Source organism: Paenibacillus jiangxiensis (assembly GCF_046098255.1).
GTDB lineage: Bacteria > Bacillota > Bacilli > Paenibacillales > Paenibacillaceae > Paenibacillus > Paenibacillus jiagnxiensis.
This window is the reverse complement of record NZ_JBJURI010000013.1, coordinates 1-21371: the sequence shown is the minus strand read 5'-3', so window position 1 is coordinate 21371 and position 21371 is coordinate 1. Positions and strand designations below refer to the sequence as shown.

Here is a 21371-nt window from a genome sequence, read left to right as displayed (position 1 = left end):
GTTAAAACATGGTGATGAAAAAAGTAATGGTATCGGTTGCTGCAGGTATGCTCGCTGTGGCTGCGGTATGGGGATCAGCAGGAGTGGAGGAAGCTTCCGCGGCTGCGGCTTTCAAGGATATCCCGGCAGGGCATTGGGCCAAAGCCTCTATCGATGCTGCGGTTAACAACGGATATTTAAAGGGATATTCGGACGGAACATTTCGCCCTAATGCCCAAGTTACACGCGCGGAATTTGCTGCTATTTTGTCCCGTGTCTCCAGCAATGAGGTGACACAAGGAAAAGGCAGCTTTGCGGACTTGGCAGGGAATTGGAGTGAGGAAGAAGTTAACAAAGCGATCGGCATGGGATTTATTTCTCCAAGCGATTATCCCAACGGCTTTAAGCCATCCACGTCGCTGACCCGCCGCGAAATGGCGAAATGGATGGCCTCCGGTCTGTCCGCGGCGCAAGAAGATTTCCAGACTGCTTTGTCCGATACGCAAGATACACTGGTTCCGGTAGCTGAATATTACAAAGGCGGGCTGAACAAGGCCGATTACCCTTATGTGTCGGTGGCATTGGGAACGGGACTGATGACCGGTTATGAAGATGGAACATTTGGCCCGGCCAAGACGACCACCCGCGCCGAGGTCGCCGCCATTTTGGAGCGGTATGAGGGAGTGCAGAAGAAGAAAGCCGCAGATTTTCGAGATTTGAATGAGATGAGAGAAGTGGGTTTGACGGGGACGAATTTGACAGCACTGACACCATATAAGTTTGCAAATAATAACAATGGAACCCCAGCCGATTTCACCCAAATAAAGGACAGGGAGTTTAAATTACGTAATAATTTGGGGACACAGACCGTCCATCGAATGATCGTTGTTGAATCTGGTAGCGATAAGAAACCAAAGAATCTATATGGGAAAATGTTCATTGATAAAGAATTTGATTGGCCGGTTAATGGAGACCGCTACTATGTCTTTACAGAGGCAAGTGTTACTCCTAATGGGGATAATCTTACGAATCTAGCATTTGCAAATGCAACCGGCAACCGTTTCCTAAGTGGCGCTAACTTTGAGACGGGAACAGCAAAAACATACGGAATTACAAATTTACCTCACGACGACTATATTTCTTCTGGATTCTTTGAACAAGGTGTGAAAAGAAAGTTTTGGATGTATGCATCTCTTCCAAAAACCAGTGCAACTGGAAGTGTAACTGAAGCGATAGCGGTAAACGGAAAATATACTGTCATGCAATTAGATTAAACTATGAGAGGATGAATAGTTATTGAATCTCAAATTTAATAAAACTATCCCTCTTCTCCTATTGTTATTTAGCCCCTCTCTGTTTATCGGAGGGGGGGACTTACAGGCTTCTAATCAGGTCACTGCTGTAAGTAGTAGTATCGAAGACCAGATGGAATTGAAAGAACCTTACGTCACGCCTGAAGGACCTGTTAAGGAGCAAAAGTATGTGATTCCTGTAAAAGGAGTTAAGGATGCTAGACCAGGGGTTTATTGGGTGCAGAGAGACGACGGAGATTGGACCGCCACTTCATACCGAGCAACTGGCGGTAAAGTTATAGTGCCAAATATCGGAACCGACAGAAAACCTTGGCCCAAAGCTGCAGAAGTTTCGGATAAGGTTGATATGAATAAGCCTGCTTACCAACCAGATGTTTATACTAAAAAGGATGGAACACCACAAAATCCTAAATTAGTAACTAATAAACATATTGTGAAAGCAGAAACGATGGAAGATTATCAAGGAGTTACTTCAGAAGTAAAAGAACTTCAAGTTACAGATTTATACTTTATATCAATTTCTTCCATGACAGGAGAGACTATTCCTGGAGAAAGCGGGGAAGGGGATTATAGGTCTGAACATAATAAACAACAACAGGATGAAAATGATAACTATTTGTTTCGTCCCGGTGTTGAGAGATATCCTAAAAAAACAGCCCTATATCTTACCCCGCTTAATATTGAATGGCGTGGTACGATTGTTGAATACAAGAAGATCCAGGCAACGGGCGTCCAACAAATGGAGCCCGGACAGGAAGCCCAATTCAAGGGAGAAGTGGCTACCCACGCTTCGGGGGAAACGGCATACGGAGACTGGGTAGACGTCTCCCAACGTCCAGAACAAACAAAATGGTCTTCGGATAACAATGCAGTAGCAACTGTTAATCCAGAGACTGGTTTTGTTAAAGCGTTGAGTCCTGGGGTGGCCAAGATCACTGTACAATGGAAGAACGGAACGTATTGGCTTACGGATTCCGTCGACGTTGCAGTCGGTGATGTAGAACTGCCTCCGACGGTGGGGTGTACAAAGCCGATCGTGGCAGATACGAAGACAGGAGAAGCCATGAATCCGGAAGCAGTCGGCGTGATTAAAGCCGATGCGCGCGGCCAAGAGCGGTTTGATGTCTTGAAAGGGATACCGACTTCCGAAAGCCTGTACGGGACCGTAAAGGCAAAAGAATATTTGTTTCAGAATAAATTCAATAAAATGACCGGTACGTGTACCTTTAATGTCCCGGTGACAAAAGAATACTATGTCATGTGGAGAGAGGTTCAAAACGGGGTCATAAGACACATGAGTGACAACGAATATATTACAAGAGTAGTTCCTGTCACGAGGGAATATTCATACTGGACGGTAGATACTTTCCAAGCCTATGAACTCAGTAAGGCGATTTTGAACAATTATGCTTTTAAAGGCAACAGCATTACTATTCTTCCTGCAGGCTATGAGCCGCCTGAGTTTGTGCTTGAAACGTTTACTGAGCATGTCAAACAGCCGGAAATTAAACGGATCGAGCTTGATATGGGCGAATATGATTGTGATTGTACTCAGAATAAAAAGCCAGATGTTCCGGAAGACGTGCTGAAAGATGAAATGGATAAGCCAGCTCAAGCCCGAACCCCACAATTGGACGTTCGGAATGACAAGCTTTCGTTTGAGGGCGATCCGATCATGGAGGATGCTTGGAAGAAAAGACAAACCAGCGATCCTGATAAAATTCCCGAGCCTAGAGTGATTGGTGACAATGTTCTTTACAGCCCGAATCATGTGATTCCGACCAGCAAAACCAACAAGCAGTCGGCGGCCAGCACCGGCACCATTTTCTATTCGGTCATTCATGGAAGCATGGGCGCGGAGGATACGGAATCCGTAACCGAACCTATCAACGAAGTCAATCCCGTAACGGTCCATACGCCGGTGGTGATGTATCCTGGTGTAAGTAATGACAAGGAGCATAATCAGAAGGTGTATCCTACATCCGGTAGGGCTGCTCTAATTCTGGACAGATCGTTTACCGTCACGATCCCGACCAGTGGCCCGCATCGCGAGATCAAGGGGTATGGCAACCGGGATTATGCCAAGTACACTGCATACAAACAGGTTCTTTTCGAATTTGATGTGTTTAACGAGGATAAGGGAAAGTACATTCCGGCTAACACCTGGATTGATATCCCGGTTACGCAACTAGAGACTACATTCCAGATGCCCGTATGGGTCGATGAAGGCAAGTACACCGTTCATTTCCGATCCATCGCTGAGAACGCACCAGAGAATTTTACGTGGCAGTCCATGGCCAATCTTGATTTGACCAACCATGTGGCCATCAATACGGTACCGGTGGAAGTAATCGGACGCTTGTATGACTTCAAGGTGACGGACATCGCGGATTACGATTGGGAGACGGTGTTCCGGACGAAAAAAGGCAGCTCGGAGCCGACCGGCGCGGCTTATTGGGTCGGACCAAACTCGATTGACGGCGCAGCCCGCGGGAATAAGCCGCCTTTCATTCTTCCGATCCTGCCGGGTAGCCATCCGAATGAAGGTTATAAAAACGTGGCCATAAAGACCGGCTATCATTTCAAGTTTGATTTTAAAACGAAGGGCAATAATTTTGGCCCTAAAGATCACGTAAAGGTTGTGCCGACATTCTATTTTGTGAATAAAGACGGAACGAAGCGGCAGAAGGTTGATCTGTATTATCACAATCAGACCACGGGCCAAAAATTCGTGAAGATTGGTTCGAGCCAGGACACCGTAACCCGCAGCATTGTTCTGAACAGCCCGATGCGGAACGTTTCTTCAACGGAGTTGAGCAATACAGCGAAGTACGTGGCGACGTATGGTTTTACCGATTTCATGAAACAAGCAAGCAAGAAGGGCACTATTGGTTCGTACAGCCTGCTTGATTTGAACCCACGGATACGTACTTTAATTGGACCGACATCCGATATCCCTAAAACTGTAGATCCGGGCAGAGCGGTGGCATCCATCCAAAAATGGTATGGGGAATACAGTTTGCCGGCAGCTCCTTATGCCGTTCCGGCCGGGTTCAATATTGCGGAGTATGGAAGAACCAATAAGCTGTCGGATAACTCACCGATTTTCCTGAAGGACGGGTACATTGTAGTGAACTTCAACATTGAAACCTATCAGGATGGATCGGACACGCCGCATCTGCGGTATTACAGACTGCCTGGGGACAGCACACCGCTGGATAACCAATGGCAGCTGGAAGGGTACAGCAATGTAGTCCAGGATAAGTATGACCATGAATTTGCAGCTCCAGACGGTGATGTTGCTTATTATCATGGGAACTTGTCCAGCTATGACGACTTCAGGTCCTCTGTAACCCACTAAATGTAAAAGGGGGAAACCAATTGCGAAGATGCATAAGCATTCTTCTCCTGATCATATTGGCATCTGGGATTTTTAATCCATATTTCGGCTCAGCCGTTTACGGATCGTCCGATATGCCAGAGACAGGCAATCAATTGAAGAATGCGGAATTACCTATACGAAATTCTTCAGATTCTCTTTCGGAGCCAGATAAAAAAACTACAGATCCGGAGGGAAAAGAAACTTTTCAAAATAAAGAAAATTCGTATAACAACGAAATATATACATTAGAAAAAGATACTGTAGTACCCGATATGCCGAACATTTTGATGAACAATGTGAGTTGGGACAGTAATGAAAAGCAGCTTGCAATTCAGGATGGAGCGGATGCCGGTGGCAGCGGTATACTGAAAAGCCAGTATAAGCTTGGAGACGGGGAATGGCGGGATTACCGTTTACCTGTTCGCGTTCTGGATCAAGATATGGTCGTCTATGCCCGTACGCTGGATCGTGCTGGGAACAGCAGTGCAGTAGCCGAAGCCACGACAAACATTGCCAAAACACGGCCTGCCACTCCAAGTATTGAGTTGAGCAGTTTAGAGTATTCGGATCAGCCTGTACTCGTCACCATTAAAGGGAGTCATTCAGGATCAGAGAAAACTCAATACCGATTGGGTGAGTTTGGTTCATGGATTGACTACAGAGAGCCTTTTACCATCACCAGGGAAGGCAGAACCACAGTTTATGCTCGTTCCGTAGGTGTCTCAATGATCGTGAGTAATATTGCTACGGCGGATGCTAAGATTCAAATGGCTACTTCTTCCGAACCAGTTATGCATACTGCTGCGGAATGGGAAGCACTAGCGAATGTCAATCAAACGGAATCGGGTATTCCATTCATACAGCGCTTGAGAGGGTTCGTTTTATCTGCAGTTCTTAAACTTGCGAACCACGATGGACATTTGTTCCCAAAAGATGTAATAGCTGTTTTGCCATCCAAAGAGCGCCGTGTAAGTAGAAAGGTCCTGTTTGCAAAGTCGCCAGAGCAACTGAGAAAACAAGGGGGCAGGGCGAGTAATCGCGGGTTTGAAAATACAACATATCGGTTCTCATTGGGGAAAAGAGGAGCTGCGTTAATTTTGTGTATCGCGTTGCAGTTCTCGGTGTTTTCTAATTACGCTCCCAAAGTAGAGGCAGCTGCACATCTGTATAACTACTCCAAATATGAGGCTGTTGCCACACCATACGGACCATGGGCTGATCACTTCGATGGAGTCGTAGGTGGAAGCAGATACAACAATTGGACATACCCCGGCACTGGAGTTGGAGGATGGACTACTGATTTTCATGTACGGGTTGTTATGTACGACTCCGCTCGGTTTGATAGTGCAACTGGAGAGTATATGCTCTACGGCAGTAGAACTACGATGACCATCGAAACAGCTAACACCAACGCCTATGATAAAGACATTCGTGACTACCCGTATGTCTACTCTATAAGCTATGAATCCAAATACAACCCAGGTGTCTGGGTCCCTGTCGCTATGCCCAAAAATACACTGAGAATAGCGTGGTCGGGGATTTACGACCAAAGCGAATCCGAGGCAACTTTTGGATATTACGATCATGTTGCAACTCCATCTGGATACAATTACACACCGGGTGAACTCGTTGGTGGGGAGCAAGCACCAGATGGTACTTATCCAAACAACGGTAGGGCAGCAGACGGATATTTCTACGTTAAGGGTAGTGTTGTAAATGCTGCGCCTTCTGTAGCTATATCTACGGCCGGCACACGGTATGTTTCCTTAGTCAGCGGTTATAACGCGATCACCATATCTGGAACAGCTACGGATATGGATGGCGATACGCTTACCATCACTGGGAATCTTGGTGGGGTGACGAAATCCACAACGGTTTCTCCTGGAGCCTGGTCTTTAACTTGGTCAGGAGCTGAGCTCACAGAAGGGCCAAAGTCCATGAGCGTCAGCGTGAATGATGGATATGGAGGAACTGCTTCAGCAGGGTACTCAGGCAGTATCATCGTGGATAAGACCGCGCCGGGCGCACCAACATTATTGATTAACAACCCGGCTTATTCCAACGTAGATAAGGTCGTGACCATACAGCATGGGGCAGACAGCGGTGGAAGTGGTGTGTTAAAGAGCCAGTACCGTATCGGGGCAAACGGTGCCTGGACGGATTATGTTTCGGCCATAAATGTCACCCAAGAGGGCGTCAATATTTATGCCAGAACCGTGGACAATGCAGGCAATATAGGGCCTATTTCAGAACTGGATACTAAAATTGACAAAACGGTACCGACAGCTCCGACGATCACAACGGACAAGGCGGGTAAGTCCAATACAAATGTTACTGTCACCATTACGCCTGGCACGGATGCAAAATCCGGAGTGGCCAGAACGGAATATGCTCTTTCCGGAGCCACCGTTTCCGACTGGAAGACCTATTCAAGTTCCTTCCAGGTGACCAATGAAGGGAAAACAACAATCAGCGCGAGAACCGTGGATAATGCGGGCAATTTTAGCAGTGCAAAAACAACTGTCATCCACATTGACAAAACAGGGCCCGCAAAGCCTACGATCGTACCGTCAAAAACACTCTCGAATGCGGCAGTACCTGTAGAGATTGTGCCGGCTGCAGATAGTGATTTAAGCGGTACAGAATATAAACTGGATGGCGCGGTGACACAGAATTGGCAAAGTTACAGCGGACGGTTTTCTATTCCCGCCGTTGAAGGAGAAACGACCATCACTGCCCGCTCCTTTGACGACGTAGGTAATCTGAGCGTCATAAGTACATCGGCCGTTCAAATCGATACAACCAAGCCGACCAGCCCGGTGATTGCGCTTGATCCAATCGGTAAAGCGGCAAGTGATGTTACTGTCAGTATCTCACCTGGAACGGATGCATTTTCCGGGGTTGAGAAAACAGAATACGCATTAAGCGGCGCAGAGAATGCCGACTGGAAAGAAGTAAAGAATCCGTTTACGATCGCTACTGAAGGTGAGACGATTGTCAGGGCGCGAACCATCGATAAAGCGGGGAATATCAGTGACGTGACCGAGGAAACGATCCGGATTGACCGGACAAGCCCCGGCCTGCCTGAGATTCATCCATCCAAAACTGTGTCCAACCGCGATATCCGGGTAACTATTGAGCCGCCCGCCGATCAGGATGTCAGCCTGACTGAATACAAGTTGGAAGGGAGCTTTAATCAAGGCTGGCAGCCGTACAGCTCCGAGTTTGTTATATCCGCTGCTGTGGAAGGGGAGACGGTGATTACCGCGCGCTCCACAGATGACGTAGGCAACATAGGGAAAGAAACAAGCGTTACGGTTCTGATTGATACGACCAGCCCAACGGAGCCAGTGATTCAAGTGAGCAAGGCTTCACCAAGTAAGGAAGATGTGAGTGTGCATATCCGCCCAGGAACGGATACTGGGTCAGGAATACATCGGACGGAGTATATTCTGTCTGGAGCAACACAATTTAAATGGCCGGTGGACGCGGAGGATGATTTTATTGTGTCAGCTGAAGGTACGACCGTGATCACGGCCCGCTCATATGATCAGGCCGGAAATGTCAGCGTGGAAGCCATCTATGAACTGACGATCGATAAGACGAATCCAGTTGTTACGGTTACTACCGATGCCGAATATGCTCAAGATGCCATTCATGCCGTTTTCAAGTTTGAAGATGCTAATTCCGGCATCGACAAACGATATATTCAGATTTCCGATTCACCTGATGCTCCGCAGACCTGGATACCGGCCGACAATGATACAGAAACCACGATCACAGATGAGGGTATCTGGTACGTACATGCCAAAGCCATCGATAAAGCCGGTAATGTGGCGGATGCGGATCCGCTGCGCATAGTGGTAGATCGAACGGCACCTAGCACGCCGGTGATTACTACGACTGAAGACGACTATACTGCTGGCAATGTGGATTTCACGGTGGATGGCAGCACTGACCTGCTCAGCCCATTCTATTATGAATATCAAATTGGTAATGGAGTATTCGAGAAGGGCAGCAGCGGCAGCATTTCGGAGAATGGTACGGCGGTGATCTCTGCGCGCGCCGTCGACGCTGCAGGGAACGTGAGTGAGATAACCAGTAAGACGGTATATATCGATAAGCAGGGACCTGCTATTGACATCGATCCGGACGGACGTAGCTGGTCGGATGATGCCATTCACGCTTCCGTTTCCTTTTCAGATGAAGGATCGGGCGTTAAAGAGCGGTATTACAAAATTACGAATTCCGTGGACGAGCCAGCCACCTGGGATATAGCAGCCGATAACCGGGTGGATGTAACAATCCAGGATGAAGGCGTTTGGTACATCCATGCCAAAGCAGTGGACCAGGTGGGGAACGACGAGATAACCGTTTCAAGGCCGTTCCACCTGCAGGAGAAGCCAGAGGCACCAAGTCTATCGGTACAGTCGGTAAAACAGGAAGAGGCAGTCCTGGAGTGGACTTTACCAAGTGGAGCTGCCTATACGGACGGCTATCACTACACCTTGTACAACCGATCTACTGGCCAGCGTTTCACGGCTAATTATCCGGAGAATGTGCTTACCATTACGGGCCTGCAGCCGGGCACGCGATATCCATTTGAATTGGAAGTACGCAACCATGTTGGGAAAGCAACCAGCAGCGCTGTAGAGGTTCTAACGCTGCCTGCCGCTCCGCAGCATATGGCAGTAGCGCCGATAGAAAATGATTCAAGTCAGGTGCTGGTCAGCGCGGATCCCGTGCAGTCGGCAACTGACTACCGCTTGAGAGCAGTTCAAGCCAATACGATGCAGGAAGTGTTCAATGAGACGGTTACAACCAGCGTGTATGCGCCGGTGCTGAACCTGCAGCCAGCTACGTTCTATGACATTTCCATATCCGCGATCAATGAGAGCGGGGAAGGCCCTGCAACGCACCAGTCCATCATGTCGCTCCCTGCGAGTCCCGGATTCACATATGTTCGGGTCGGAGAACGAGACATCGATCTACAGTGGGATAGCGTAACCAGCGCCACTTACTATGAATTGGAACGGGATGGCACAACGGTTTACGACGATGTGTATAACGCCTTCCATGACGTAGGGCTGAATTCCGGCACCGAGTACAGCTATCGCTTGACCGCAACGAACGAGTCCGGCAGTGGGGATGAAGCAAGGCTTGATCTCATTACCCTCCCGGCCAAAGTCGAAAATTTCCGTAGCCTGGACGCAGGCGAGGATTGGATTCGTCTCGGCTGGCGCCCTGTACGCGGGGCAGCAGGGTACTGGTTCTCCATGGATGGAGGGACGCCAATGCAGCTGGAAGCTGGTCAGAACGAGATTACGATCAGGGATCTACCAGCCGGTCAATCCGCTCAATTTATAATTCAACCGTATAACCGAAGCGGTTTAGGAGTTACAGAAGCGACCTATGCACTGACGCTTCCGCTACAGGTGGACGGAATCCAATTCACCGATATTGGGGAGAAGAGTGTCAAAGTGAACTGGAATGCAGTGCCTGGCGCGACCAAGTATCAGGTAAGCATGAATGGCCAAACGATAACTGTTTCCGATACGTTCGCTGTATTCACCGGATTAGAAGGAGGGACCGTGTACAAGGCTAATGTGGTCAGCGGTAATGCTTCCGGTTTTGGAAAAGAAGTGAGCGATAGTGCGCTTACGCTGCCAGCAGCTCCGCAGGGGCTGAAAAGCACGAATGAGAAAGACAAATCATTTACCTTAACCTGGGCACCATCGAAGAGCGCTACAGCGTATCGTGTAGAGCAAGAAGGTGTGGGGGAAATAGGGACTGTTATGGAACCGGCCGTATATGTAGGTGGCCTTTTGCCAGGAATTTTATATAAATTCCATGTTTTTGCAATCAATGAGAATGGAGAGGGAAGCTACAGTCGATTCACATGGCGGACATTGCCGAGCGATATGAATGAAGGCTCCCTTCAGGTTTCTGAGATCACCTCATCCTCCGCCCAGGCTACTTGGAAGGAAGTCACAGGCGCCGACTTCTACCGGGTTTATCTGGATGGCCAACTCATTGGAGAGACCACAAGTCTTGTTTACGGTCTAAGCACCTTGAACAGCTCCCAGACTTATGTGGTTGAAGTGGAACCTGTGAACACCAGCGGAAATGGAATGAAGCTTACAGCAGCATTTGAGACGAAACCATCCGGAGATTTCACATTACGCAGTGAACATACGACCGATTCGGCTATCTTGTATTTTGATCGTGTGCAGCCGAACGATACCGTGGTTGTATCATTAGCTGGAAAAGAGGTATATCGCGGTAAAGCAAATTCATTTACCAAAAATGAACTGCTTCCTGGAACGAGCTACACCTTTACCGTTTGGACGGAGAATACCCGAGGAGTAAAGTCTGAATCGAAAGAGCTCACGGTACGGACGGATACGAATCCGTCTGTTGGTTCCGGCGGTGGTGGAGGGGGAGGCGGTGGACAAACGACAATCATCGAAGAGCCATCTGCTCCGATTCTAGCTCCTGTAGAGCCGCAGATGCCAGGAGGCATGCTAGACTCCGAAACAGGGTCAGGTAATGAGAATACATTTGTCGATATCGATAAAACCTTCAGTCGGGATAAAATAAAATACTTGGCTGCTAAAGGGGTGGTTGAAGGAACGACAGAAACAACGTATGAACCGAACCGGGAGGTTACACGTGCTGAGTTCACGGCTATGATGGTTCGTGCCCTGGATCTTCCGGAAGCATCCGAAACAGAACTGACATTTAAAGATATCGACTCACGAGGATGGTACGTTTCTGAGCTGCGAACAGCTATCGCTTATGTCGTTGCTCGTGGCTTCAGTCAAAACGTATTTGCGCCAGATGCTGTGATTAACCGGGAACAAGCTAGCAAAATGATCGGCAACGCCTTACGGGAGTTACCCCGGAGAAAAATCAGTAATGTGTACAAAGATGAGAATGGAATTTCTACATGGGCCAAGGAAGAGGTTATGGGGCTAACTCAAGAATCTTTGGTTCAAGGGTACCCGGACGGAACTTTCCGTCCGAAAAACAATGTTACCCGCGCTGAAGCTGCAGAAATGATCTACAATATGCTCCAAAAACTATAAAACCAATGTACTTGGGTGATAAACCGGATTACAGACATTGAAGTAAAAGCTTGATAGTTATTTCCGGGGTTAACAAGTAGCATTGAGTTACAATGTTTAGATATGGACTAAGTAATGATTAAGCATGGAACCACGATCTAAAGATCGAGGCTCCATGCTGTTTTCAACAAAAGACTTTATTATGCTCAATTTGGACTTAATTATACAATAGGGCACAGGGGATAAGTGACCTAACCAATTATCATCTTACACTCAAATTGATGTACGAACATCATTTTATAAAAATTAACATCATAAATACGTTGACAGCTTTTGCCGCAAGGATTATGATGAATTTGAAATAAACAAAATAGCTTTCTACCCATGTTGAGAGCGCATACAATCCGAGGTTGGATCATATGAACGATAGCAGAAGATTGACGCTCAAGGAAATTTCGCAGATGATTGGCATCTCGGTAGCGACGGTGGATCGGGTGCTGAACAATCGGGGCAATGTCAAGCCTGCGACTTATCGCAAAGTGATGGACAAATTGCAGGAGCTCAATTATACCCCGAACAAGTCGGCCAGTTTTTTGTCGCGGAAGAAGGAACTGTCGCTGGCGATTGTATTCCCGGAGCTGCCGGATTATTTCTGGGACCAAATTGAGAAGGGGATTCGGACGGCCTATGAGGAGCTGAGAGATTATGGGCTTCATATCGAGCTGTTCAAATCCGAAAAGTATGACCTGGAGAAGCAGAAACAGGTCGTTCTGGACCTGATTGAGTCCAAGGCGTTTGATGCTATTGCGATCTCGCCCAATGATTCCGAGGAAATGGCTGATATTATCGACAAAGGAATCGACAGCGGCATCCCAATTTGCACCTTCAACAATGATTCCCCTTTAAGCAAGCGGCTGTTTTATGTAGGCTGTGATTACCGTATCGCGGGCAGATTGGCCGCAGACCTGCTGTGCAAATTTTCCGGAAGTCATGGCAGAGTCGGCCTCATTACTTCGGATGCTTCATCGGTGCCTTCGGCTACGACGTTCCAGATGCAGCAGAAAATTATGGGCTTCAGGGAAGTCATTGCTGAATACGGCAATGTGGAAATGACGCAAATGCTGAAGCTAAGGCAGGAAGAGTATGAGGATCCTGATACCTTTGCAGATATATTCAGTCAGGTCGATTCTGTTTATGTGACAAGCGCCAAGCTGCAGGTAGTGGCTGCTCATTTGGAGAAAGCAGGATTGGCAGGCAAGGTGGCGTTGGTCGGGCATGACATCACAACGGAAATCTATGAGTTCCTGCGTAGAAATGTCGTGACAGCAACGATTTGTCAGGATCCTGTGAACCAGGGCTATCTCACCGTAAAGACTTTGTTTGCCCATTTGACTTATGGCGAGAAGATCAATATGCGGGAGAACATCACGAAGCTGGAGCTTGTAACGAAGGAAAATGCCCGCTACTACATTTAAAAAAAGCACCAGCACCTTATTCTGAAGCTTCCAGGAGTAAGGATGCATGCTTTACGCAACAAAATGATGTACGTACATCATTAAATCTTATTTCAACATCATGATTTCGATTTTTTTCTTTCATCGATACGATTTTTCTTTCACCATGCGGTTCTTATTCCATCATACAATGAAATTTTTCCTCATCATTAATCGAAATGCCGGCTTTATGCTGGATTTTATATACGACTTAAAAAAAGACTTCAAAAATTCCGCCACAGATAAGGGGGTCCAGCGCCCGCTGGCGTTAACCATATATCCATCAAGGCAACAGAGTAAAAGCATAAAGGGGGACTTATCGTGATCGGCAAAATGAAGGCGCTATCAATTGTCATGTGCCTGATCCTTCTTTTGACGGCCTGCACCCCGGGCCAGAATTCAGGGGAATCGGGAGATAAAGTGAAAATTACCTGGTGGGACACGATGACCAGTGACGCCAGTGTTGCAGCCATCAATAAAATCATTTCCGAGTATGAACAAGCACATCCCAATATTACGATAGAACGGACCTATGTGTCTTACTCGGATATTAAGACCAAACTTCTGCTTGGGTCCATTGGCAACCAGGGTCCGGATATCGTCTGGATTGATAGTGCGGATCACCAAACCTTTGCGGCTGCCGGTGTGCTTGCGGACCTTACAAAAGAGATAGAAAAGTGGGGACAGGCCAAGCATTACATCGAGGGACCTTGGTCATCCACGGTATACAATGGCCGGAATTATGGCGTGCCGGTCGGAAGCAACAATCTTGCTCTGTATTACAATACAGATCTTTTCAAAACAGCAGGATTACAGCCTCCTACTAATTGGGATGAGCTGCAGGCTGCGGCCAAAAAGCTGACCAATAAAGATGTGTTCGGCTTTGCTGTAAGTGCTGTTAAAACGGAAGAAGGAACGTTTCAGTTCCTGCCGTTCGTGCTGCAGGCAGGTTCGGATGTTCCGGAATTTGATTCACCGGGAACTTTGAAAGCGCTAACCATGCTAACGAACATGGTGAATGAAGGGCTGATGTCCAAAGACGTAATCACCCAAAAGCAATCGGATACTGCAACCCAGTTTGCCGCGGGCAAGGTAGCCATGATGGTGAACGGAACGTGGCAGATTCCCTTTCTGCAGAAGAACGCAAAAGTAAACTGGGATGTTGTCAAACTCCCATCGGATGTGCAATCCGCAACTGTGCTTGGCGGAGAAAACTGGGCTATCTCAGAGGCCTCCAAGCATAAGGATATCGCTTTTGATGTAATTCAGTTTGCCAACGAGCCGGAGCGGCTGAAAGAGTTACTCAAAACGAATGGCCGCTTGCCGAGCCGCAGCGACCTGCTTCAGGATCCCTTCTGGCAGGAAGACAGGCAGATGAAGGTGTTTGCCGACAGTATGCAGGTGGCAAAAGCGAGAGCATACGGTCCGAACTACGCCAGCATTTCGGAGGCGATTCAGACCATGCTGCAGGAAGCGCTGACGGGAGCCAAAACACCGGAAGCGGCCGTCAAGTCGGCCGGTGCCATTATTGCCTCACTGCTTCAGGAACAACAAGAAGAATAGAAAGGGGGGATTCGGGATGGCGCACTCTGCAATGAATCCGGCAAAACGCTCCTCCAGATCGTTTTCCTCATGGAACAACTATCTGTTCGTTCTGCCGATCGTACTGTTCATGCTTGTGTTTGTACTGTTCCCAATCGTGTATAACATCACGCTAAGCCTTCAGGATGTTAATGTATATAACTTCAAGAAGGAGCATCATTTTGTCGGCTTCGAGAATTATGTGAGCACGTTCAAAGATCCCGTGTTCTATACGGCTTTACGGAACTCCATCGTATTTACGGTGTTCAGCCTTGTTTTTCAGTTTGGCATAGGATTTGCGTTAGCGCTGTTTTTCAACCGCAGATTTCCGGGGCGTAACCTGATGCGCTCATTAATGCTGCTCGCCTGGATGCTGCCCATGGTCATTACGGCCTCCGTATTTCAGTGGATGCTGAACGGAGATTACGGGGTTGTGAACTTCATTTTGCAAAGCCTGGGCATCATTGATCAGCCGTACAGCTGGCTGAGTAATCAATCGACTTCGCTGCTGTCCACGATTATTGCGAACATTTGGGTAGGCATTCCGTTCAACATGATTATTCTGTTAACCGGTTTGCAGGGAATGCCTGAGCAGCTGTATGAAGCCGCCAAGCTGGATGGTGCAGGTAAATTAAAGCAGTTTCGTCATATTACGCTGCCCCTGATGAGGCCGACCATCCTCATTCTGATCATGCTGGGCATCATCAATACGTTCAAAGTATTTGACATCATCTTTATCATGACCGCCGGCGGTCCGGTGAATTCATCGAATGTATTGCCGATCTATTCGTATCAGATGTCCTTTACCAAGTTCGAGTTCAGCCAGGGGGCATCTGTGTCCATGATTATGTTTGTCATCCTGATTCTGATCGCAATGGTGTATCTGCGTATGACGAGCAAGGAGGAGGCGCATTAGGATGGAGCAAAGCCGTAAAAATATTTTCCTCACCGTCATTGCCGTCATCATTACCGTCATCTTTCTGTTTCCTGTGTACTGGATGGTCAAAACATCACTGACTCCGATCACGGATCTGTTTCAGACCCCTCCGGAGTTTGGTTTGATGAATTCAACGTTTACTGCCTATGTCGATAACTTCATCAATAACCAGGATATGCTCCATTACATCGGCAACAGCTTTATCGTGGCCATCGGTACGATGGTGATGTCCCTCTTGTTTGCCGTACCGGGAGCATATGCGCTCGCCCGGCTTGATATCCGGGGCAAATCCATTCTGCTGATTTTGCTGCTTGCTATTCAAATGCTGCCCGGAATTACGATGGCAATGCCGCTGTTCATCATGTTTTCCAAGCTTCAGCTTGTGGACAGCTATATGGGCCTGATCCTGGCGGACATGATTCATGCGCTGCCCTTTGCCGTGCTGATATTGCGACCTTCCTTTTTGGCGCTTCCGAAAGGGCTTGAAGAGGCCGCGGCTATCGACGGCTGCAACAAGTTTACAGCGTTTACAAGAATCATTTTACCACTTGTCGTGCCTGGTATGATGACGGTTGCCGTGTTCTGCTTCCTGTTCGGGTGGGGGGATTTCATTTTCGCCTTGACCCTGACGACTGAAAACAGCGTGCGCCCGTTGACCCTTGGCCTGTACCGCTTTATTGGCCAATATGGCACGGAATGGAACAATTTGATGGCGGTAGCGACCATTGCGGCCATGCCGATCATTATTATTTTCGTCGCTCTGCAGCGCTATGTTGTGGGCGGAATTGTAGCAGGATCCATGAAAGACTAATTATTCATAAAGACAGGAGAGAACCATACTATGAAATTTACCGACGGCTACTGGCATGTAAGATCAGGACTGAATGTACTGTACCCTGTGGAAATCCGCGATATTCAAACCGACGCGGAATCCGTGACTGTTTTTGCATCGACCAAAAAAATAGAGCATAAAGGGAATACACTCAACACCACGCTGCTAACGGTGCGCTACAGTTCTCCAATGAAGAATGTGATTGCTGTGGAATATATCCACAATGATTTGGATGAAGTCCTGCCCAAGTTCGGAGTCCATCAGGAAGAGAATCTTCAAATTGCCGTAAAAAAAGAGAACGGGCTAGTCAGCCTCACCAGCGGCGAGTTGAGTGTGAACATTGATCCGCTGGACGGATGGAAGGTGGATTATGAATACGATGGCCGCCGACTGACCGGCTCCGGTTATAAAGGACCGGCGTATATCAAGTCCGCACCAGATGCCGCCGCATATGTGCGCGAACAGCTCGATTTGGGCATCGGTGAATACATCTATGGCCTGGGAGAGCGGTTTACACCTTTTGTGAAAAACGGCCAGGTTGTCGATATGTGGAACGAGGACGGAGGAACCAGCAGCGAGCAGGCGTACAAAAATGTTCCATTCTATATTTCGAATTACGGTTACGGCGTGTTTGTGGATCATCCCGAGCGGGTGTCTTATGAGGTAGCCTCCGAAAATGTGTCCAAGGTACAATTCAGCGTTCCCGGGGAAAGCCTGAAATATTACATCATTGGCGGCAGCTCCATGAAGGAGGTCCTTGAAAATTATACGGCTCTCACCGGCAAGCCTGCGCTTCCGCCCGCATGGTCTTTCGGCTTATGGCTGACGACGTCGTTCACGACGAATTATGATGAGGCGACGGTGAACAGCTTTGTCGACGGGATGCTGGAAAGGGATATTCCGCTGCATGTGTTTCATTTTGACTGCTTCTGGATGAAGGAATTTCAATGGTGTGATTTTAAATGGGATGAAGATGTCTTTCCTGACCCGCAGGGAATGCTGAACCGGCTGAAGAGCAAAGGGCTTCATATCTGCGTCTGGATCAATCCTTACATCGGACAAAAATCATACTTGTTCAAGGAGGGCAAAGCGAACGGCTATCTGGTCAAAAATCCGGACGGCAGCGTGTGGCAATGGGACCGCTGGCAGTCCGGCATGGGGCTTGTGGATTTTACCAATCCGGCTGCGGTGCGATGGTTTAAAGACAAGCTGATTGAGCTGGTGGATATGGGAGTGGACTGCTTCAAAACGGATTTCGGCGAACGCATTCCGACGGAAGTGGTGTATTTTGACGGCTCTGATCCGATGAAAATGCATAATTACTATACTTATCTGTACAATAAAACGGTGTTCGAGGCGCTTGAAGAAAGCCGTGGCAAAAATGAAGCGATGCTGTTCGCCCGTTCGGCTACGGCAGGCAGTCAGCAGTTTCCGGTGCATTGGGGCGGCGACTGTTCGGCGACCTATGCATCCATGGCGGAGACGCTGCGCGGCGGACTTTCGCTCGGATTGAGCGGGTTTACCTTCTGGAGCCATGATATCAGCGGCTTTGAACAGACGGCGACACCGGACTTGTACAAACGCTGGACTGCGTTCGGGCTGCTCTCTTCCCACAGCCGTCTGCACGGAAATCAGTCGTACCGCGTGCCATGGCTTTTTGATGAGGAGTCCGTAGATGTGCTGCGTTATTTTACCAAGCTGAAAAGCAAGCTCATGCCTTATCTGTACGCCCAATCTGTCGAAGCTTCGCGAGGGGGGCTTCCGCTAATGCGTGCTATGGTGCTCGAGTTTACGAAGGATGCAAACTGCGCGCCGCTTGATCTGCAATATATGCTTGGCGACTCTTTGCTCGTTGCTCCGATCTTCAATGATCGTGGGGAAGGCCGCTATTACTTGCCGGAAGGAAGATGGACAAATTTCCTGACAGGCGAGGTGGTTCAAGGTGGAAGCTGGTACAGTGAACAGTATGATTATTTCAGCCTGCCGTTTTTCGTTCGTGAAAACAGTATTGTTGCTGTAGGACAGAATGACCGGCGCCCGGATTATGATTATGCCGATGGAGTTGAACTGCACCTGTTTGAGCTTCAGGATCAGGGTAAAGCAGAGGTGACTGTATACAGTACGGCGGCCGAAGCGGAACTGAATGTCAGTGTGCAAAGAGAAGATGGCAGCATTTTCATTCAGGCTGAGGGTGCGGGCAAGCCATGGAAAATGGTTTTGCGCGGTATCAAGGAAGTAGAAGCCGTGGCCGGAGGTCAATGGGAAGCAACGAATGAGGGAGTTTGCATCATTCCGGATACAACGTTGGGTCAATATCGGGTTACTTTGTAAGGGCTGGCCTTGTATTAAGTTCTCATATACTAAAAAAGAGAAGCCCATCAGGGAGCAATCTTCCCGATGGGTTTCAAGTGTTTCGTTTTATTTTGTAGTGATATCTATTTGTACTGTGCGGCCGGTATAGATAACATTTACCTTGTATTTATCAGATAAACCGAAGGTTTCGATGGAATCAAATTCCCCGCTATTACCGCCGCTTCGAATGATCGTAACCTTGCCTTTGGGCACATAATTGTTTGCAAAATTCAGACGCAGTGTTCCGTCATATGCTGCCATGCCTTTAATTTCGAGCACATCGCTCTTCCTGGCAAGGTACAACTCCAGTGTGCCGTTCTCGGATTGTTTATAGTTGCGCCCGATCATCAGCATTCCTGCGACACTTTTAACCAGAGTACCATCGTTAACCGTTACATTTCCGCTGCCGAGAGCAGATGCAGACTTTGCTTTAATTGTTCCCTCGTCGATCTGAGTGCCGCCGGAAAATGTGTTTCTGCCCTCCAGCATCAAAGTTCCTGTGCCCTCTTTGGTCAGTTTGCCTGTGCCGGAGATATCGTTGCGCCAGCTGTCTTCTGCATTAAATCCGCCTTTGGAGGCATCCATATTTACGGTTACGTCATTCACAAAAGCCCCGTATCCATCCGCTGCAGCAAACAGATTCAGTCTTCCCCAGCCTTCTGCGTCATCAAGCACGGGGTAGCCGGAAGCCAGACCGGTTGTAGCCAGAACCCAGCGGCGCTGCTCGCTGTCAAGGTAAGGCTGGCGGGTTTCCAGGAGAACTTCAGCTCCTTTCGGAACCTTAACCGGCTCGGTGGTTACGCCAGTTTGCGGGAAGCCGTAGGTCAGACGTTCCGTGAACTCTTTTTTGTTTTTGTCATCATTGTTGAATCGGTCAGCCGCATTGCCGGTTTGGGTCAGCAGGATGCTGTGCGCCTCATCGAATGCAGCTTTTTTAATTTCACTGTTGTCTGGATCATTCAAAATCGCAGCCGCTAGCGCAGTGCCCATCACACGTCCTCCCATAACATCAAAAGGCGAGTGCATGCCTGTAACAATACGGTTGTTGCCCAGCTCGGAAGCACGTGTAAGCAGCTCCTGGTAACGCTCCGGTACAGCGTAAGCCATGGCGAATGCAGTCAGATAAGCGGCGTTAGTGTGACCGCTTGGATATCCGCCATCATTGGTCGGATCGGGATTTTTGGCCGGGATGAGTGTTGGCAGAACCTGTACTTTATCTCTCCAGCGGAAAGGGCGCGGATAAGAGAAATAACTTTTCGACGGATTTGTTGAAGAATAGCTGCCCCGCAACGTATTTACCAACGTAACGATGCTGCCGAGGGCTGACTCCGGGTCTCCGGAGTTATTTCCTTCATCATCATATTTTTTCATGGTAGCGTCTGCAGGAACGTCATGAAGAGTGGTTGTTGCTCCCGCCAGTTTACGATATACATCGGTAAGTGAGCCAAGCCCGTCCATCACACTGTAGCTCTGGTTTCTGCGGTCATCCAAATAAGCTGCTTTTTCTTCTTCTGGTGTGCGGTTGGTCGTCATTTTCTCAACCTTTTGGATATTGGCGTCCAGCAGCGTGCTGTTCAATTTCTTTCCATTCCCCCAGGTGCTTCCCGGAGTCCAAAGTTTAAGGAACTCCGAGAGCACCCCGATGGCAGGATTGGAGGTTGGCGATGAATTTTCCTTGGTATTATTTTTGTAATGATCCACAAAATAACCCCAAGCTGCTTCAGATGGTTCTACTGTTGTGGGGAGTGCTGCAGCACCCACATAGCCTCCGCTCATGGAGCCCAGGAGTACGGAAACAGATAAGGATGCAATCAGAAATTTCTTTTTGGGCCAGCTCGTTTTCAAAATGAATCCTCCTTTATGCTTCTGAACGCATGTCGAAAAGTTATACATCTGATGAATGTACATTCAAACCTTAGCTTGATTTTGTTAAATTAGAGTAATTATTATGTATGGGGTATTTTAAATTTTTGAAGATGGTGTAAAGCAGAAAAGTTGTTTCCGGCTTTCTCCATCGCGAAACATTATATTCAATAAGATTGCCGCTATTCATGAGTAGGGATATTGAAAGAAGGAATCTGTAATTTCGAAAGATAAAAATATCGTTAATGGGAAAATATTCTCGTTGCTATTACTCTTGCATTTATGATATATTCTAATTCCGGTCGTTGATAGAGACGCTGGAGAGCAAGTTAAAAAAATAATGCTTGCAAACATGAATGAAAACATGATATATTCTAATTCCGGCCGCTTGAGAAAATGATGCGGTTGCGAGAATGATAGTTTGATCTTTGAAAACTGAACAACGAGTGAGTAGGTTTTACATCGTAAAACCGACCCGCGAAGCCATTTGGTTCGTGTCTATGACAGAATAAATGGCGGAGCGAACATTGAGATATTAATCTCGTCAGATTCAAATGAGCTTAATCGCTCTT

The 21371-nt window shown here is 47.9% G+C and carries 9 protein-coding genes; 8 read left to right on the top strand and 1 reads right to left on the bottom strand.

Translation table 11 applies throughout. From position 1 onward, the window contains the following. The first annotated feature begins 8 nt into the window (after positions 1–8). The 8 genes from ACI1P2_RS13915 to yicI all read left to right on the top strand — a co-directional run bounded on the left by ACI1P2_RS13915 (position 9) and on the right by yicI (position 18915). Positions 9–1253, top strand: a complete 1245-nt coding sequence (locus tag ACI1P2_RS13915) for an S-layer homology domain-containing protein (protein WP_355320463.1) — start codon at positions 9–11, stop codon at positions 1251–1253. A gap of 778 nt (positions 1254–2031) precedes the next feature. Then, positions 2032–4653 carry a DUF5704 domain-containing protein gene (locus ACI1P2_RS13910; protein WP_408976222.1) on the top strand — a complete coding sequence of 874 codons (2622 nt, stop codon included), beginning with the start codon at positions 2032–2034 and terminating at the stop codon, positions 4651–4653. Between the two features lie 308 nt (positions 4654–4961). Further along, complete coding sequence (locus tag ACI1P2_RS13905; RefSeq protein ID WP_355320461.1) at positions 4962–11762, top strand: OmpL47-type beta-barrel domain-containing protein; 6801 nt, start codon at positions 4962–4964, stop codon at positions 11760–11762. A 398-nt stretch (positions 11763–12160) separates the two neighbouring features. Then, a complete protein-coding gene (locus tag ACI1P2_RS13900) occupies positions 12161–13216 on the top strand; it encodes a substrate-binding domain-containing protein (RefSeq protein ID WP_355320460.1) in 1056 nt (351 codons plus the stop codon). Positions 13217–13555: 339 nt separating this feature from the next. Next, the gene (locus tag ACI1P2_RS13895) at positions 13556–14797 is read left to right on the top strand and encodes a sugar ABC transporter substrate-binding protein (RefSeq protein WP_355320459.1); all 1242 of its coding nucleotides are present in this window, start codon (positions 13556–13558) and stop codon (positions 14795–14797) included. 16 nt (positions 14798–14813) lie between these two features. Next, on the top strand, positions 14814–15731 hold the full coding sequence (locus ACI1P2_RS13890) for a carbohydrate ABC transporter permease (RefSeq protein WP_355320458.1): 918 nt from the start codon (positions 14814–14816) through the stop codon (positions 15729–15731). A 1-nt stretch (position 15732) separates the two neighbouring features. After that, positions 15733–16563 carry a carbohydrate ABC transporter permease gene (locus ACI1P2_RS13885; RefSeq protein ID WP_355320457.1) on the top strand — a complete coding sequence of 277 codons (831 nt, stop codon included), beginning with the start codon at positions 15733–15735 and terminating at the stop codon, positions 16561–16563. 30 nt (positions 16564–16593) lie between these two features. Continuing rightward, positions 16594–18915 (top strand): alpha-xylosidase, encoded by a 2322-nt coding sequence (yicI, locus tag ACI1P2_RS13880; RefSeq protein WP_355320456.1) that lies wholly within the window; start codon positions 16594–16596, stop codon positions 18913–18915. A gap of 87 nt (positions 18916–19002) precedes the next feature. Here yicI and ACI1P2_RS13875 read toward each other — a convergent pair whose 3' ends face one another. Next, positions 19003–20712, bottom strand: coding sequence for an acid phosphatase (locus ACI1P2_RS13875; protein ID WP_355320572.1), 1710 nt, complete (start codon positions 20710–20712; stop codon positions 19003–19005). Positions 20713–21371 lie beyond the last annotated feature (659 nt).

What these genes read in the sequence shown, in the direction of transcription:
- ACI1P2_RS13915 (WP_355320463.1), top strand. Translation starts at nt 9, where the DNA reads ATGGTGATGAAAAAAGTAATGGTATCGGTTGCTGCAGGTATGCTCGCT.
- ACI1P2_RS13910 (WP_408976222.1), top strand. Translation starts at nt 2,032, where the DNA reads ATGGAGCCCGGACAGGAAGCCCAATTCAAGGGAGAAGTGGCTACCCAC.
- ACI1P2_RS13905 (WP_355320461.1), top strand. Translation starts at nt 4,962, where the DNA reads ATGAACAATGTGAGTTGGGACAGTAATGAAAAGCAGCTTGCAATTCAG.
- ACI1P2_RS13900 (WP_355320460.1), top strand. Translation starts at nt 12,161, where the DNA reads ATGAACGATAGCAGAAGATTGACGCTCAAGGAAATTTCGCAGATGATT.
- ACI1P2_RS13890 (WP_355320458.1), top strand. Translation starts at nt 14,814, where the DNA reads ATGGCGCACTCTGCAATGAATCCGGCAAAACGCTCCTCCAGATCGTTT.
- ACI1P2_RS13885 (WP_355320457.1), top strand. Translation starts at nt 15,733, where the DNA reads ATGGAGCAAAGCCGTAAAAATATTTTCCTCACCGTCATTGCCGTCATC.
- yicI (WP_355320456.1), top strand. Translation starts at nt 16,594, where the DNA reads ATGAAATTTACCGACGGCTACTGGCATGTAAGATCAGGACTGAATGTA.
- ACI1P2_RS13875 (WP_355320572.1), bottom strand. Translation starts at nt 20,712, where the DNA reads ATGAGCGGAGGCTATGTGGGTGCTGCAGCACTCCCCACAACAGTAGAA.